Origin of the sequence: Aquimarina macrocephali JAMB N27, assembly GCF_000520995.1 — a bacterium.
GTDB lineage: Bacteria > Bacteroidota > Bacteroidia > Flavobacteriales > Flavobacteriaceae > Aquimarina > Aquimarina macrocephali.
The window spans coordinates 97,405-111,195 of the sequence record NZ_JACA01000012.1; the positions used below are offsets into that span (position 1 = coordinate 97,405).

General features: G+C 31.4%; 19 protein-coding genes. 5 read left to right on the top strand and 14 right to left on the bottom strand.

The window, feature by feature from the left end; translation table 11 throughout:
* The first annotated feature begins 14 nt into the window (after positions 1–14).
* Positions 15–1,556: an amidohydrolase family protein gene (locus tag Z054_RS0108720; protein WP_024769692.1), complete on the top strand. Its 1,542-nt coding sequence runs from the start codon at positions 15–17 to the stop codon at positions 1,554–1,556.
* 85 nt (positions 1,557–1,641) lie between these two features.
* The gene (locus tag Z054_RS0108725; RefSeq protein ID WP_024769693.1) at positions 1,642–1,977 is read left to right on the top strand and encodes a hypothetical protein; all 336 of its coding nucleotides are present in this window, start codon (positions 1,642–1,644) and stop codon (positions 1,975–1,977) included.
* A gap of 36 nt (positions 1,978–2,013) precedes the next feature.
* Here the strand turns inward: Z054_RS0108725 and Z054_RS0108730 are convergent, their stop codons facing one another.
* From Z054_RS0108730 to Z054_RS0108750, 5 genes are all read right to left on the bottom strand, one after another.
* The gene (locus tag Z054_RS0108730; RefSeq protein ID WP_024769694.1) at positions 2,014–2,427 is read right to left on the bottom strand and encodes a hypothetical protein; all 414 of its coding nucleotides are present in this window, start codon (positions 2,425–2,427) and stop codon (positions 2,014–2,016) included.
* On the bottom strand, positions 2,420–2,809 hold the full coding sequence (locus Z054_RS30035) for a hypothetical protein (RefSeq protein ID WP_024769695.1): 390 nt from the start codon (positions 2,807–2,809) through the stop codon (positions 2,420–2,422). Before Z054_RS30035 ends, Z054_RS0108730 begins: the two co-directional genes overlap by 8 nt.
* Positions 2,796–3,227 (bottom strand): DUF6463 family protein, encoded by a 432-nt coding sequence (locus tag Z054_RS0108740; protein ID WP_024769696.1) that lies wholly within the window; start codon positions 3,225–3,227, stop codon positions 2,796–2,798. The genes Z054_RS30035 and Z054_RS0108740 overlap by 14 nt, the downstream gene beginning before the upstream one ends.
* Positions 3,224–3,775, bottom strand: coding sequence for a TetR/AcrR family transcriptional regulator (locus Z054_RS0108745; protein WP_024769697.1), 552 nt, complete (start codon positions 3,773–3,775; stop codon positions 3,224–3,226). Before Z054_RS0108745 ends, Z054_RS0108740 begins: the two co-directional genes overlap by 4 nt.
* Positions 3,776–4,021: 246 nt before the next feature.
* On the bottom strand, positions 4,022–4,246 hold the full coding sequence (locus Z054_RS0108750) for a helix-turn-helix domain-containing protein (protein ID WP_024769698.1): 225 nt from the start codon (positions 4,244–4,246) through the stop codon (positions 4,022–4,024).
* 84 nt (positions 4,247–4,330) lie between these two features.
* On the opposite strand from Z054_RS0108750, the gene Z054_RS31650 reads away from it, so the two are divergent.
* Positions 4,331–4,480 (top strand): hypothetical protein, encoded by a 150-nt coding sequence (locus Z054_RS31650; RefSeq protein WP_161635262.1) that lies wholly within the window; start codon positions 4,331–4,333, stop codon positions 4,478–4,480.
* 72 nt (positions 4,481–4,552) lie between these two features.
* Positions 4,553–4,696, top strand: a complete 144-nt coding sequence (locus tag Z054_RS31655) for a hypothetical protein (protein WP_161635263.1) — start codon at positions 4,553–4,555, stop codon at positions 4,694–4,696.
* Between the two features lie 35 nt (positions 4,697–4,731).
* Here Z054_RS31655 and Z054_RS0108765 read toward each other — a convergent pair whose 3' ends face one another.
* The gene (locus Z054_RS0108765; RefSeq protein ID WP_024769699.1) at positions 4,732–5,232 is read right to left on the bottom strand and encodes a hypothetical protein; all 501 of its coding nucleotides are present in this window, start codon (positions 5,230–5,232) and stop codon (positions 4,732–4,734) included.
* 339 nt (positions 5,233–5,571) lie between these two features.
* On the opposite strand from Z054_RS0108765, the gene Z054_RS0108770 reads away from it, so the two are divergent.
* Positions 5,572–6,297 carry a hypothetical protein gene (locus Z054_RS0108770; protein WP_024769700.1) on the top strand — a complete coding sequence of 242 codons (726 nt, stop codon included), beginning with the start codon at positions 5,572–5,574 and terminating at the stop codon, positions 6,295–6,297.
* A gap of 125 nt (positions 6,298–6,422) precedes the next feature.
* Here the strand turns inward: Z054_RS0108770 and Z054_RS0108775 are convergent, their stop codons facing one another.
* The 8 genes from Z054_RS0108775 to Z054_RS0108810 all read right to left on the bottom strand — a co-directional run bounded on the left by Z054_RS0108775 (position 6,423) and on the right by Z054_RS0108810 (position 13,791).
* Positions 6,423–6,818 (bottom strand): hypothetical protein, encoded by a 396-nt coding sequence (locus Z054_RS0108775; protein ID WP_024769701.1) that lies wholly within the window; start codon positions 6,816–6,818, stop codon positions 6,423–6,425.
* An 11-nt stretch (positions 6,819–6,829) separates the two neighbouring features.
* Complete coding sequence (locus Z054_RS0108780) at positions 6,830–7,849, bottom strand: phenylalanine--tRNA ligase subunit alpha (RefSeq protein ID WP_024769702.1); 1,020 nt, start codon at positions 7,847–7,849, stop codon at positions 6,830–6,832.
* 145 nt (positions 7,850–7,994) lie between these two features.
* On the bottom strand, positions 7,995–8,732 hold the full coding sequence (locus tag Z054_RS0108785; RefSeq protein ID WP_241461402.1) for a GNAT family N-acetyltransferase: 738 nt from the start codon (positions 8,730–8,732) through the stop codon (positions 7,995–7,997).
* A 196-nt stretch (positions 8,733–8,928) separates the two neighbouring features.
* Complete coding sequence (locus Z054_RS0108790; RefSeq protein WP_161635264.1) at positions 8,929–10,236, bottom strand: DUF885 domain-containing protein; 1,308 nt, start codon at positions 10,234–10,236, stop codon at positions 8,929–8,931.
* A gap of 74 nt (positions 10,237–10,310) precedes the next feature.
* Positions 10,311–11,075, bottom strand: a complete 765-nt coding sequence (locus Z054_RS0108795) for a helix-turn-helix domain-containing protein (protein WP_024769705.1) — start codon at positions 11,073–11,075, stop codon at positions 10,311–10,313.
* 121 nt (positions 11,076–11,196) lie between these two features.
* Positions 11,197–11,553 carry a hypothetical protein gene (locus Z054_RS0108800; RefSeq protein WP_024769706.1) on the bottom strand — a complete coding sequence of 119 codons (357 nt, stop codon included), beginning with the start codon at positions 11,551–11,553 and terminating at the stop codon, positions 11,197–11,199.
* A gap of 193 nt (positions 11,554–11,746) precedes the next feature.
* Positions 11,747–12,880 (bottom strand): hypothetical protein, encoded by a 1,134-nt coding sequence (locus Z054_RS0108805; protein WP_024769707.1) that lies wholly within the window; start codon positions 12,878–12,880, stop codon positions 11,747–11,749.
* 32 nt (positions 12,881–12,912) lie between these two features.
* Positions 12,913–13,791 (bottom strand): sugar-transfer associated ATP-grasp domain-containing protein, encoded by an 879-nt coding sequence (locus Z054_RS0108810; protein ID WP_024769708.1) that lies wholly within the window; start codon positions 13,789–13,791, stop codon positions 12,913–12,915.

The following is a 13,791-nucleotide window of genomic DNA, read 5'->3' on the forward strand; positions in this document are numbered from 1 at the left end:
AAATACAATCCCTAATGAAAAAAACACTTAAGATAGTTGCTACCACTCTATTCTTGGTAATATTATTTTTAGCTGGATGTATTCTATGGCCACTACCTCAACTAGAGGTCCCGAAGGCGCATAATAGCATACTTATAAAATCTATCAATATTATCGATGTAGAGTCTGGTGCGATTTTACATAATCAAGATATTCTTGTCGAAGGAAATACTATTAAGGCCATCGATAGTGTAATCAATTCATCATCTCATTTTATTATTAATGGTAAAAATAAATATATAATTCCTGGGTTATGGAATATGCATACACATTCTACTCAACAATCAGAGTGGCTTCATCATCCTCTTTATATTGCTAATGGAGTCACAGGAGTAAGAGATATGTCTGGGCAACTTAATAAAAAAGACACTTATTGGGCTGGTAGTAAAGAACGCTTACAGTGGAATCAAGATTTGGCGCAACATATAAGAATTACCCCAAGATATGTTTTACAAAGTAGTTATCAAATTGACGGAAAATATTCTGTCCCAAATAGTTTTCCAGAATTCTTTAAACTTCAAAAAGAAGAAGATATAGCGCCATTCCTAGATTTTTATAAAAATGAGGATGTTGACTTCATAAAAATCTATATGCAAATCCCTCCCAAATCATATCGAAAACTAGCCTTAGAAGCTCCAAAATATGGAATTCATCTTGCAGGGCACAAACCTATATTTATTAGTCTTGAAGAAGCTATACAACTAGGGCAACGTAGTTTTGAACATGGTAGAATTTTTATGTACGAATGTTTTCCAAAAGCAGACAGTTTAAAAAATTCTAATAATTGGAAAAAAAATTACGCAGCTTCAAAGAGGTCTATGGTTATGGATTTTGATAAAAAGAAAGCGATACAACTCATGGATCTAATGCGAAAAAATAATACCTATTGGACACCAACTCTTCAAACGCTTAAGTCTGATGCTTTTGCTCACACTCCAGCATTTATAAATAATCCAAATAGAAAATATATCCCAGCAATAAAACGAAAATTATGGTGGAATCCAGGGATCAATAAAGCAGCTGAAAAAAATCGTTCTTTAAAAGAAAAAGATTTGAATCTTGATTTTTATAGAGCATCACAAAGACAAGTTGGTATGGCACATAAAAGAGGAGTTCCAATTATGGCGGGAACTGATGTTACTGATGCTTATGTTTTTGCCGGATTTAGTTTACATACAGAATTAAAAGATTTAGTAGAAAGTGGATTATCTAATCTTGAAGCTTTACAAGCTGCTACTATAATTCCGGCCGAATACAGTAAATTGGACAATAAGTATGGAACTATCGATATTGGAAAAACAGCAGACCTAGTGCTCCTTAATAAAAATCCACTAGAAGATATATCATATACTCAATCTATACATGGTGTACTTCTCGATGGTATATATTACAACAATAAAAAAATACAAGAATTAAAGGACTTCACATCTTCTATAGCTTCGGCTTTTCACATCAACATAAAGGTAGCTTATAGTTTGCTTAGTAGTCCCTTAATTAGAATTCAATTAGCTGATTAAACTGAAAAAAGCTCTAACGTAAAAATAGGATTTTCTTTAGTATTTTTACATAGATAACATTTTGCAACTCTTAAAATGAAGTGATATGTGGACAGAACGGTTAGCATTTTATGACAAGCTTATAGATACCAATCCAAGTTTCGAAAGAAAAGGAAAAACAATGCCTTATACATCTGTTAATGGTCATATGTTTTCGCAATTAAATAAAGCGGGTGAAATTGGTCTTCGACTTTCTAAAGAACAAGGAACCCAATTCATGCAAGAACATCAAACTACCATTTTCAAATCCTATGGTGCTGTGATGAAAGAGTATGTATTAGTTCCCGAAAAATTGATGCAAGATTTTGAACTACTTTCCTCCTATCTTAATGATAGTTTTACCTACGCAAAATCATTAAAACCTAAAAACTCTAAGAAATAAATACGAATTCTATGAATGATATGTCATTCTCCCTTTTTATTCTATTTTAAATTTCCATTTTTTTAAACCACCAATTAGAAATAGTAAACCAATAATTACTGCTACAACAGATTGAATAGTTTCGGGTATTGTAGTTGTCTGTTGACTTATATTATACAACTGTTCTGCAATCCCACGAAAAAGATATATAGAAGCAATTGTATAGATGCCAAATTTTAAGAAAGGAAGTTTTTTGATTTTTTCGCTTGCAGAGAGTCCATAAAACCCAAAAATTAAAAAGATTAATGCAACAAAAATTGTTAGCAAGTACGGAAGAGAAAAATGAATTTGAGCAAGTGCTTTCATCTCTTCTAGTACACCAGTTTTTTCAAACATTTGTTCGGGCCAAATGAGTCCGATTAAATGACCTATCCCAATTATTATATTTATGTATCCACCTATTTTAAGCATTAGTCTTTGATTTTTTAATTCCAATAATTCCTAATATTCCTATAGGCAATAGTAAGCCCCATTGAGGTGCTAGTATTGATTTATATACACTTGAAAAGATAAAAGCGAATGAAAAAGCGATGTATAAATAACTTATGAAAGAAACTAACTCTATGTTCGCTTTCTTTGTTGTGTTAAAGCCATATTTAAAATAGAGTATTGAAGAAGCAAATAAAATACTAGTAACCATATGCCAAACCCCCAATAATTCAGTTTTTATTTGTAGGTCAATGTTGCTTTCCATGAAAGGATTAATCAAATCTAATTGACCTCCAATTAGGTGCAGGATTGCAGTAAAAATATTAATTACTCCAGCAATTATCCAGTATTTATTTTTCTTCATTATGTTGTTTATTTGATGTGTTATGTATTTTATTACTATTGTAGAGCATATAAATTGCATGGGGTAGCATTAAGAAAGTCATGCCTGAAAAAGGAATCATATACACCCCAATAAGCACGATTATCAAATATGTCCACATGAAGTTTTTGGGAATTTGTCCATTCGTTTTCTCTGCATGGTTTACCAGAACACCAATAGGGATAAGTAAAAGTCCGAAATAGAAAAACCAAAATGCTGCGAAATTTTCATAATTCATTTGTCCATCGAGTAAAGGAAATTCGAAAAGACCTTCGCTTATTTTAAAAAAAAAATTGTCTGCAAATCCTGAAAACTGTTTCCAAAACGCCCATGATGAAACTCCTAATAGTGAGTGAATAACCCCAAAGAATATTAATATTTTTCCGTTTATTATTTTCATATAGTTATAAAGTGTTTTAATTCTTTCTTTACTTCTATGAGGTAATCTTTAGATTGTTTTTTGTTTTTTAGCATTTCATGATATCCTATTAAGTATTTATAAAAAATACTTGCTTTTATTACCGCATCTTTCTTAGAATACCCAATTTCCTGAAACAACTCAGTGGTAAATTCCAATCTTCTATTGTCAATTTCGTCTATGATTGATTGAACTTCTTTATTCTTTATAGCATAGCGTTTTAAGAAAAATATGAATTCTAAATAAGGATCATTCTTAAAGGTGATTTTCAAAAATTGTTCGATTTTTTCTTCTGAAGATTTTGTTTTTTCAGTCTGCTCTATAATTTGATCTGTCTCTGAAGTAATCCAAAAATTTATAAGCTCACTGATGAAGTTTTTCTTGGATTTAAAATGCCAATAAAAGCTTGATTTGTTACATTCTAGCTTTTTGGCAATCTTTTCAATGACAATACCAGAAATTCCTTGCTCAGAAAAGAGTTTGTATCCCAATTTTATCCAATCATTTTTTTGTGCTATTACTTTTGGCATTATTAGACGGTTTCGTTTAAAAAAACAAATATACAATAAAACCTTTATTAAACGATATCGTTTAATAAAGGTTTTGTATTTAATAATTAATGAAGATAAAATAAGACAGGCCAGATTGATCTTCTGCTTTCTAAAGAGCAAATTTTATGTAAGAATACAAACTACTGTATTCAAATCATATGTGATATTAATACATGAATATGTATTAATGTTCAAAAAAATTAAGAAAATTTAAGGTATAAAAACTTAGTCAAAGTCTTTGGTAAAGAAATCTTTTGGAGATATTTCAAAATATTGACAGATTTTAAAAAGTGTTGAAAATGAAATATCTCGTTTACCTTGTTCAATTCTTCCGAAGTGAATTCCGGTATCATTAAGCGCGTCTTCTTGGGTCACATCTTTTTTTGACCTCAATTCTTTTACACGTTTAGCTAATATATTAAGTAGCTCTTTTTTGTCATATTCTTCCACAATGGAAAATTCAGCTTAATAAAACACATTTTCAATTACCGATCGGTAATTTTTTATTACATTTGTTACATCAGATGATTATGCATGACCCAAGAAGAGTTATATCAATATATGTTAGCCTATCAACAGGAGCATCAGTTTTGTGAAAAGGATCAAAGCAATTTTATTGCTTTACTAGAAGCACTTAAGCCTGGTAGCACTGATACAACATCATCAGAGCTTTCAAGTTCGTAAGCATGTGCAACATTTCTATGGATGAATAAAAGATATTACTATCAATATAGTTTTTAACAAAAATCAATGTTTATGACAGAGAAAAAACTTTATGAGCGTCTTATGCTTCACAAAAGTAAGTATGGTATTACCCAGGAAACACAGCAACATTATTTATGGGCACTAGAAACATTACAAAAAAACAATGCTCCCCGCGAATCTCATCAGAAATTTTAGCCTACAAAGAGCCCGTATATTACATACGGGTTCTTTTATTTTGGTAAGTGGCTAACTTCTTGATGCTTTTTTGAATAGATGAATTTAATGGTAGTTTCATATCCCAAATCGGGATCATCATATTCAATGGTAATTATTAGGTCTCCATTTTTGACCGTCACATAAGATTTATTAAATAATAAAATTTCACTTTTATCATACATAAAATAAAAAATACCATCTGATTCTTTTTTCCAACTCCCATGGGTATCTTCTGTATCCTTTATACATTCTCCTCCCGTTCCAAAATCATCATAATAATTTTTCTCAATAAATCTACCATTCTTTAACACTTCTAGAGTTGTCATTTTTTCACAAGAGGAAAGCGGGAATTCTTCCAATGACGCATTCTCTTCTTCATTACTGAACTCTTGCTTCAATTGCCATATGCCAACTATCATAATATTAGAAGCATTAGAATCACTCTTTCCGCAAGAAGACATTCCAAAAAGTATCAAGACCAAAAACGTAGCATAAGCTGGTAAAAGTCTCTTCATATGTTGTATTTCCAATTACAGCTACAAAAATCAGAAAAATACTTCTTATTAACAAACATTTAACGTTAAAATGTGTATTTTATCGATTATAATAGCATTTTATCGATGCTTCTTAGTCTCATTTATTAATCATAGCTTACAATTAAAGTCAGAATTAAATGGTTATTTATAAGAGACAGAATCAAAAAAACTTCTTAAATAAGGACTATCACTGAAAACCGGGTAGTATACACCTTGTATTACATCTATCTTAGTCTATTATTAATCCACTCCTTAATAGTGGTATACTACTATCTCACAACTCTTTACATCAAAATTTAAATTATTAAAAATCAAATCATGACAAAAAAAGTTTTAAAAACAATTGCTGTACTAATGCTGACTATTTTTATTAGTAACTGCGAAAATGATAATAGCGGTTTGGATGCTATCACAGAAGAATCGTTAGACCTTAAACAAACCTCCCCTGCTGAAGAATCATCTACAAAAGTAGCAACGAATAATTGTGTTTATTGGAGTATTGAAAGCTACGAAGGTCCTGTATGGTTTGATTTTAGAGCAGGAAGAAAAGAATATCCTTATGTAAACACTATTATAAATACTACTGAAACATCTTGTGATGGAGCATGGATAGCCACAGGAGGTTTTAAAATAATAGAAAGCACTAAAAGAAAAGCACGTGTTAAAAGAATCAACCAAAATAAAGGTACAATTCAGTTTATCAATGGCAGTCTAGATGGATACCTGATGGAGTTTGATGATTTTGTCCCTAACGGATCTTCAGTTCCATGTCCTAATGAAAGCAATACCTCTATGTATAAATCAGATATAAGATACATGAATGCCGGAAGTTATGTTCCCGAATATACCTACTCCTGGAAAGTTGTAAATTATGGTCGAACAACTCACCATTCTAATAAGACTGTTATTAGAATGCCTTTGGGGCGTTCAACAGTGACTCTTAGCGTATCTTTAAATGGTTGCATCACCCAAACAAATACACAAAGTTATTTCATTGGTAATAGTAATCCAGGCGGACCTAGACCTCCACGAGATAGAAACTAATCACATACAGAGGAACTCTAGCGTATGATAATATACAATAAAGAGACCTTTTAAGTATCCTATTACAAAAACACCTTGCTATTGAACATCATAGCAAGGTGTTTTTAATTAGTACAATATTATTATTACTTCACCAAAATCCCACGTTGATCCATTACCGGTAGGTCCTGAAAAGCATTTTCGTTTATAGTATGTTTTCTAAACAGGTATTTTTTATCGTATAATTTACTGTCTGCAAAGAAAGTGACAACAAATTCATTATTCATCCCAAGTAATTCTTCCTGAAGCATTTCGATTTTGGCAGAGGATTTTGCTTCCATAGTTCCTATACCATGACGTAGTAACGAGGTTTTTCGATCTCCTTCATATCCTTTGGTCACCACCAAAACCATTTCTATAGCAGTATCGCGATCATTAATAATATAGGAGTTCCAATGCTGGGCAAGAAATTCTTCATCCCATTCTTTGATCACTGCAATATAAACACCTTCTACAATAGGTATTTCTATATCTTTCTTCATGCTTGTTTACCCTATAGTGAAGACTTAAATTGTTCTAAAAAACGTACATCATTTTCACTAAGCATTCGAATATCAGACACTCCATATAATAAGAGTGCTATACGATCGATTCCCATCCCAAATGCAAAACCACTATATTCCTGAGGATCTATATTACAATTTTTAAGCACATTTGGATCTACCATTCCACAGCCCATAATTTCTAACCAACCTGTTCCTTTGGTCATTTTATAATCGGTCTCTGTCTCTAATCCCCAGTACACATCTACTTCTGCACTAGGTTCTGTAAACGGAAAATATGATGGGCGCAATCTAATTCTTGATTTACCAAACATCTCTGTAGTGAAGTATTGAAGTGTCTGTTTTAGATCTGCAAACGACACATCTTTATCAATATATAATCCTTCTACCTGATGAAAAAAGCAATGTGATCGTGCAGAAATCGCTTCATTACGATATACTCTTCCTGGAGAAATTGTACGAATTGGCGGCTCATTATTTTCCATATATCGTACTTGAACCGATGAGGTGTGAGTACGCAACAAAATATCAGGATCTGTTTGAATAAAAAATGTATCCTGCATATCTCGTGCCGGATGATATTCTGGTAAATTAAGTGCTGTAAAGTTATGCCAGTCATCTTCTATCTCCGGGCCTTCACTAACATTGAATCCTATACGAGAGAAAATATCGATGATTTGATTTTTCACCAAAGAAATAGGATGCCTAGATCCCACAGCAATAGGTTCTGCGGGTCTTGTAAGATCACCATAGAGTCCCTTTTCTTCGTTTTTAGATTCTAATTCATCTTTTAAGGATTTTACCTTTCCTTCTGCCGCTATTTTAAGAGCATTAATAGCTTGTCCAAATTCTTTTTTCTGGTCATTAGCTACATTTCTGAACTCTGCAAAGAACTCATTAATCAATCCTTTTTTACCCGAAAACTTAATTCGAAATGCCTCGACATCTTCTTTAGTTCTGGCTTTAAAACTATCAACTTCTTCTATATACTCTTTAATCTTATCAATCATCACTATTTTCTTAATAGAACGGCAAATTTACGCATTTTAGGTTAATGGAATAGTACATTAAAGTATTTTGATTCAAATATTATATCTGATAAAAATCGGGTATACCATATTGATCATTAATTCTTTTAAAAAGGGAAAAAAGCTCTTATATTTTTAGCTCCATTTCATACTGATCAACTATGTTATTAAGATCAATCGAATTTAGGTAGTTTAATTTATCGAGAAGTGTTTCGTCTACATTATTAATTTTTACGGTTTTACAAATACTTTGGATTCCTAAAAACAAATGACACCAACCTGATTCATTTTGATTTAAGAGATCAAATTGAGCCAAATATCCATTTACTGGATTTATAACAAAATAGGATTCGGGAATTTGATCTTTTAAAACTTCAAAATATCTGTAATTTCCATCTTTAATTGAGTTTTTGTGATTGTCCCAGGAATAGCATTCTTGATTGGGTAAATTTATCATATCGAATATAGTATAATCAATTTCATTTAACTCAATACTTCTCTTGTCCTCAATATGTATTTTGCCTTTAAAACATTTATAATTTTTGCATTTCTTAAAACCGATGCTTTCATAGGATTTAATGGCAATTACATTCTCTTTTATGACTTCTAAAGAACATTTAGTAATACCATTTTGTTTTAAATCTTTAAGTGCATATTCGTAGATAGATTTCACTATTTTTTTTCCTCGATGTTCAGGAATCACTCCTGTTCCCGTATTAAAAGCAATGATATCTCCGTTTCGTTTATCAATTCCATTTATAATGAATCCAACAAGTTTTTCATCATCAAACATACCATAGGATAAATCAAAACGAACTTTGGCATTATCCCATCTTTCTCTATAATACTCTAGATTCGAAGGCATTTCTACGAAGTAGTTTTTAAATGAAATTAGAAAGCAATCTATTATCGATTTAAACGCGACTTTTTCTAAACTTCTAACCACCATATTATAAATCTACCTGTATTTGTTCGACATGATTATCTTATCAAAATAAGCAGTCTAAATATAATAATCTTCACGATTATCATACGATAATGATTTCATAAATTTGGAATAATTATAACCCTAGTTGTTTTTCTAAAATTGAATATGGTAATAATCCGTTTTTTAAAATGTTTTTGTGAAATTCTTTAAGGTTAAAGTTTTGATTTTTTTCGAGTTCTGATTTCCATTGAAGTATCTTATTAGATCCGTATTTATAGGTTATAACTTGTACCGGCCACCTTTTCATCCTAGCGATTTCGCGAAAAGCAATATCATCTTGCTCTTTGATATGTTGTTGCCAAAATTTTAATGCTTTTTGATCACTCCAACCATAATAATTAAGAGCCACATCCAATACTACTCGTACAGAGCGAATAATATCCCATTCCCATTTTCCTAATTCGTCATATATATTTTGGTATGCTCCTATTTCCTTTCCTATTTCTTCTACATATGCAGCCCATCCTTCTGCGACTCCTCTATATCTAAACATCTTTTGAATATCAGAACGGGGTACTAAAGTTTCAACCATTGCCTGATAATGATGCCCTGGCATTCCTTCATGAATATACAACCAACCTACTTGCCTCTTATTAAAGGATGTATTGAAATAATTATAATAAAAAGTACCATTCATATAAAATCCAGGAACCTGAGATAAATTTTTATTGGTTCCTTGTTTGATTTTTACTTCTGGAATCCTATCCAAAAACGGAAATATTTCTGGTAATTTGTCCGCTACGGTTTCTCTGATTTGAAAAAAACCCTTTTGAACCATTTTAACATTATAATAAAAAAATACCGAATCCTTAATATGTCTACTAAAATCTAGGCTATCCATCCCGGATTTGACCTGTATTTCTTTGATTTTTGAGCTTACCTTTTCTATTTCTTCTATCCCCAATGCATATATCTGATCTGGTGTTGCTTCTTTATCCACCCATTTTTTCAGGAAATACGCATACCAATCTTTTCCATTTGATACATCAAATATTTTGGTGGCTGGGATACTGTCCCTAATTGTATTTAACCACTTTTTTTCGATAATAATCCTCTCTAGGTTAAGCTCACATTCATAAAGCAGTACTTCATAATCCAATCTATCCTGATCAGACAATTGATTTTTCTTAATCTTCTGCAAATTATTTTCTAAGGAGATAAATACTTCTTCCTGATTCTGAACAGATTTCTTATCGCTAATGTTTTTGAGATTTTCTACAAAAGAAAGTTCTAGTCCCGGAAGATCTAGTTTTTTATAATCCTTTATAAATTCTTTGGATATAGTTTCCCATTCAATAGATTGGCTTTCCGTTTTATTTTGGCAACTAAATAGGAAGAATACAAATACCTGTACTATAATTCTTATATATCGATTTACCATATTCATTTGATTTTTCAAACCTGTTTTTAATACAATAATACTATGGATATCCTACTATAGTTTGTGCAATCTTGCTATTTTATATATTGAGAAGGTGGTATTTTGTAATGTTTTTTAAATCTTTTAGAAAACGAGGCTAAATCTGTATACCCTAATTGATAAGCTATCGAGGTTAAAGAAATCTCATCGCCATGTAGTAGTTCTTTGGCTTTTTCCATTCGCAACTGTTCCTGCATTTGTAATGGAGTCATTTTAAAACAAATTTTAAAAACTCTGGCAAAATGATACTTAGAGATTCCAGATATACTGGCAAGAGTGTTAAGTGAAATTTTATGAAAATAATGTAAATGAATATATTCTCTTGCTTTAAAAAGTTTTGAAACAAGAAGTTTTTGCGTGTGAATCCTTGTTGTTATCTTCTGCAAAGAATCCTCAATTATGTCTAATTCTTTTTGAAAACTAAGTAAATCATCTTTAAAACCAGTAATAATCCCAATAGATTCTTGGGCAAAATCATACCCTGAAATAGTATTGGAAAAATCGTATAAAGATTTGCCTAGTCCTATAGATAAACTTCCCGAAAATGGTTGATTAAATAGTAAATCATTTTTCAAAAAATCTGATATCTCGACACCTAATAATCCTGGATTTATATCTAAACAGAAACCTTTGGTATTTATATGTTTAGAACACACCTGGTAGTCTACATTTTCTCTCAGGATAATAAATTGACTCTTATATACATCTAATTGATTTCTACTCGTTTTATAATGCTCCTTTCCTTCTACTACATATTTTAAAGCAATACCAGTAGTCTTACCAGTGTAAATTGCTGGCATATTACTTTGAGAAAAATTTATTTTCCCAAAATCTCGATGTCGGTATCTGGTTTGGTTATCGATTCTCTTTACATATTGAAATCAGGTAACTAAATATAATGTCAAAATCATACGAGGCTGTCTAAACTATATATTGACTTACCAAAAAATAACTTACAATTGCTTCTTTCATCAAAACAGATTGCTCACCTGCTTTAAGACCCGGCAATTGTTCTTTAACCATATAATGTGGCCAACCATCATCATCATAGTAATCAAATTCATAATATCCATAAGGCTCTAAGAGGCGACATATGGCAATATGCATTAAGTCTAATTTTTCTTCTTTTTTAAATTTACGATGTAATTGACCTAATTCTTGTACTCCAATTAGATATATAATTCCATCAAGATCTAAATCTTCTCCATCTGCAAACTGATCTGATAGTTTTTTTACTAGGACCTCCCAGCGTTCTTTTAATTTTTCGTCTCTTGCCATTGTCATTACTCAATTATAGTTGTCAAATGTACTTTGGATATTTAATAAGAGTTCACTTTTAAACTGGATAAGTTAGATTAATAGTTCGAATACTGCCAATCATAATTTTACCAGCCGGATCTTATCAAAAAGTTAAGCGTTACAAAAGTAACGCTTAACCGAAAAAAACTAACAATAAATAATAGGGAATCTGTTATAATTCCCATAGAACGCCTATTCCTGCATATTGGTTTCTATAATTTCTGAAAGAACGGGCGTCTATATCTGTATAATTTGTACTCCTTACCCTAGAATATAGTGTTGCTGTTAATGAAAATCCATTTCCGATTTCGTGTGAGGCATTTACCTGAAAATTCACATATTGGTATTTAAGGTTTTCTCCTATTAACATCTCGGTATTTCTAGCTTCGATTTCTTTATATTTTCTTGTAATATAAGAGAGTGATGTACGCACTTTGGTTATTTCACTTTTATAAATCATATTGATTCCGGGACCAAACTGATTAAAGCCAGAACGTCTGGTAGAGTTATCAATTCTTGTGTAGTATACAAAATTGGGCTTTATTTTAAATTTTTCGCTAAACGGTAATTCATAAAACAAACTTCCTCTTATATAATCCCAATCTCTTTCACCATCTGTATCAATTTCACTGGCATTAAAGGTGTCATATTTTCTTTTTTTGAAATATGTATCCATCCCAATTTTGTGTTCTAATCGATTTACTTCAAAGGATTGAACACTTGAAAATTGAACTCCAAACTCATCAAATTGTAAGTCTCTTATTCCAAAAGCATCAAAGTCTTTGAAATTATAAAACCCTTCTAGTGTCATCTCATTAGCATAAAAAGGTATAAACTTTACTCCTGCAGTGGCACCATAGTTTGTATACCCTAATGGATTAATCAACACATCCTGATCTCCTCCCAAACCTTCTCTATTCATTCGCTTAAATCTAACTTCTGCCAAAAAACTACTTTTTTCTGTAAATTTGTGATCATATTTTACTCTCGTACCTAAGCTCCAATAACTGTCATCAAAATTCTCATAGAATATTCTCGAAAAAGGATTTAAATATAATCTCACTCTGTTTTTTTTCCATTTATAGCGATATTTATAATCGATCGAGATGTCTTGATACAAACTACTAGATATCAAATCTTCTTTTGTAAGTATACTATCATTCACTCTTACTTCTTTAGGGCTTTTAAAATAATTGTATTCATATCCTCCCTGTGTTTCGATATCCAAAGTGTTTTTACTTTGTGAAAAACTTAAAGAGTATATAAATGACATGACCGCAGTAAGTATTATATTTCTTTTTTCCATTACAATTTTTCTTCTTTTGTTTAATGAGTTATTTAAATAGCTCGTTTTATTACTTCTTTTAATCCCGTTTTATTTACTAGTTGAATTCCAAGGCCTGGTCGAACATTAATTTCCATAATTTGTGGACCTTTATTTTTATCAATCACAATATCAATCCCCAGATAGTTTAATGGAAATGCCTTTGCTGTTGCAACAGATATTTCCAAAATTTCTTTCCAGTATGGTATGGGGGTACCATTAACCAAAAATGTACTATCTGGGTGATGATTGCTATATTCTTTACCATCATACACTTCTAATAATCTTCCTTCTTTCATGTCTACACCTATCCCTACTCCATTTTGGTGAAGGTTGGCTTTGCCATCAGACCTATCTGTCGGCATTCTTAACATCCCCATCAAGGGTATTTTATTAAGCGTTATGATTCTAAAATCCGGGACTCCCTGAGGATATATCTCACAAAAAAAAGGGTGTGGTTCTATACATTCTTCTACAAGTACTCTATCGTGAGAACCTAATGAAAAGAATCCCATAATGACAGATGCCATATGTTGAAAAACCTGGCGATCGGTAATTATTTCTCCATTGCTAATCCAATTATCATTCTTATCTTTTTTAAGAATTTTGATCCCACCACCTCCACTACCATTAGCTGGCTTAATTGCAACAGAATTATATCGTTGACATGATTTCCATGCTTCCTTAATATCACTATTATACTCGATCACAGCATAGGTTTCTGCACAAGGGATATTATATTGATGTAAAATTTCTTTGGTGAGCACTTTATCATCAGCCAGAGGGTAATGTTTCTTTGGATTATTAGGATAAATGAGTCTTATATTTCTTTCATTTAAACCAATTACACCAGATGCTGCTGTTGATTTTTTATTGAAAATTATTGAGAACAT

What these genes read in the sequence shown, in the direction of transcription:
- Z054_RS0108795 (WP_024769705.1), bottom strand. Translation starts at nt 11,075, where the DNA reads ATGCCAGCAATTTACACTGGTAAGACTACTGGTATTGCTTTAAAATAT.
- Z054_RS0108765 (WP_024769699.1), bottom strand. Translation starts at nt 5,232, where the DNA reads ATGAAGAGACTTTTACCAGCTTATGCTACGTTTTTGGTCTTGATACTT.
- Z054_RS0108770 (WP_024769700.1), top strand. Translation starts at nt 5,572, where the DNA reads ATGACAAAAAAAGTTTTAAAAACAATTGCTGTACTAATGCTGACTATT.
- Z054_RS0108810 (WP_024769708.1), bottom strand. Translation starts at nt 13,791, where the DNA reads ATGTTCTCAATAATTTTCAATAAAAAATCAACAGCAGCATCTGGTGTA.
- Z054_RS0108720 (WP_024769692.1), top strand. Translation starts at nt 15, where the DNA reads ATGAAAAAAACACTTAAGATAGTTGCTACCACTCTATTCTTGGTAATA.
- Z054_RS0108775 (WP_024769701.1), bottom strand. Translation starts at nt 6,818, where the DNA reads ATGAAGAAAGATATAGAAATACCTATTGTAGAAGGTGTTTATATTGCA.
- Z054_RS31655 (WP_161635263.1), top strand. Translation starts at nt 4,553, where the DNA reads ATGACAGAGAAAAAACTTTATGAGCGTCTTATGCTTCACAAAAGTAAG.
- Z054_RS0108745 (WP_024769697.1), bottom strand. Translation starts at nt 3,775, where the DNA reads ATGCCAAAAGTAATAGCACAAAAAAATGATTGGATAAAATTGGGATAC.
- Z054_RS30035 (WP_024769695.1), bottom strand. Translation starts at nt 2,809, where the DNA reads ATGAAGAAAAATAAATACTGGATAATTGCTGGAGTAATTAATATTTTT.
- Z054_RS0108740 (WP_024769696.1), bottom strand. Translation starts at nt 3,227, where the DNA reads ATGAAAATAATAAACGGAAAAATATTAATATTCTTTGGGGTTATTCAC.
- Z054_RS0108730 (WP_024769694.1), bottom strand. Translation starts at nt 2,427, where the DNA reads ATGCTTAAAATAGGTGGATACATAAATATAATAATTGGGATAGGTCAT.
- Z054_RS0108780 (WP_024769702.1), bottom strand. Translation starts at nt 7,849, where the DNA reads ATGATTGATAAGATTAAAGAGTATATAGAAGAAGTTGATAGTTTTAAA.
- Z054_RS0108785 (WP_241461402.1), bottom strand. Translation starts at nt 8,732, where the DNA reads ATGCCTTCGAATCTAGAGTATTATAGAGAAAGATGGGATAATGCCAAA.
- Z054_RS0108800 (WP_024769706.1), bottom strand. Translation starts at nt 11,553, where the DNA reads ATGGCAAGAGACGAAAAATTAAAAGAACGCTGGGAGGTCCTAGTAAAA.
- Z054_RS0108790 (WP_161635264.1), bottom strand. Translation starts at nt 10,236, where the DNA reads ATGGTAAATCGATATATAAGAATTATAGTACAGGTATTTGTATTCTTC.
- Z054_RS0108805 (WP_024769707.1), bottom strand. Translation starts at nt 12,880, where the DNA reads ATGGAAAAAAGAAATATAATACTTACTGCGGTCATGTCATTTATATAC.
- Z054_RS31650 (WP_161635262.1), top strand. Translation starts at nt 4,331, where the DNA reads ATGACCCAAGAAGAGTTATATCAATATATGTTAGCCTATCAACAGGAG.
- Z054_RS0108725 (WP_024769693.1), top strand. Translation starts at nt 1,642, where the DNA reads ATGTGGACAGAACGGTTAGCATTTTATGACAAGCTTATAGATACCAAT.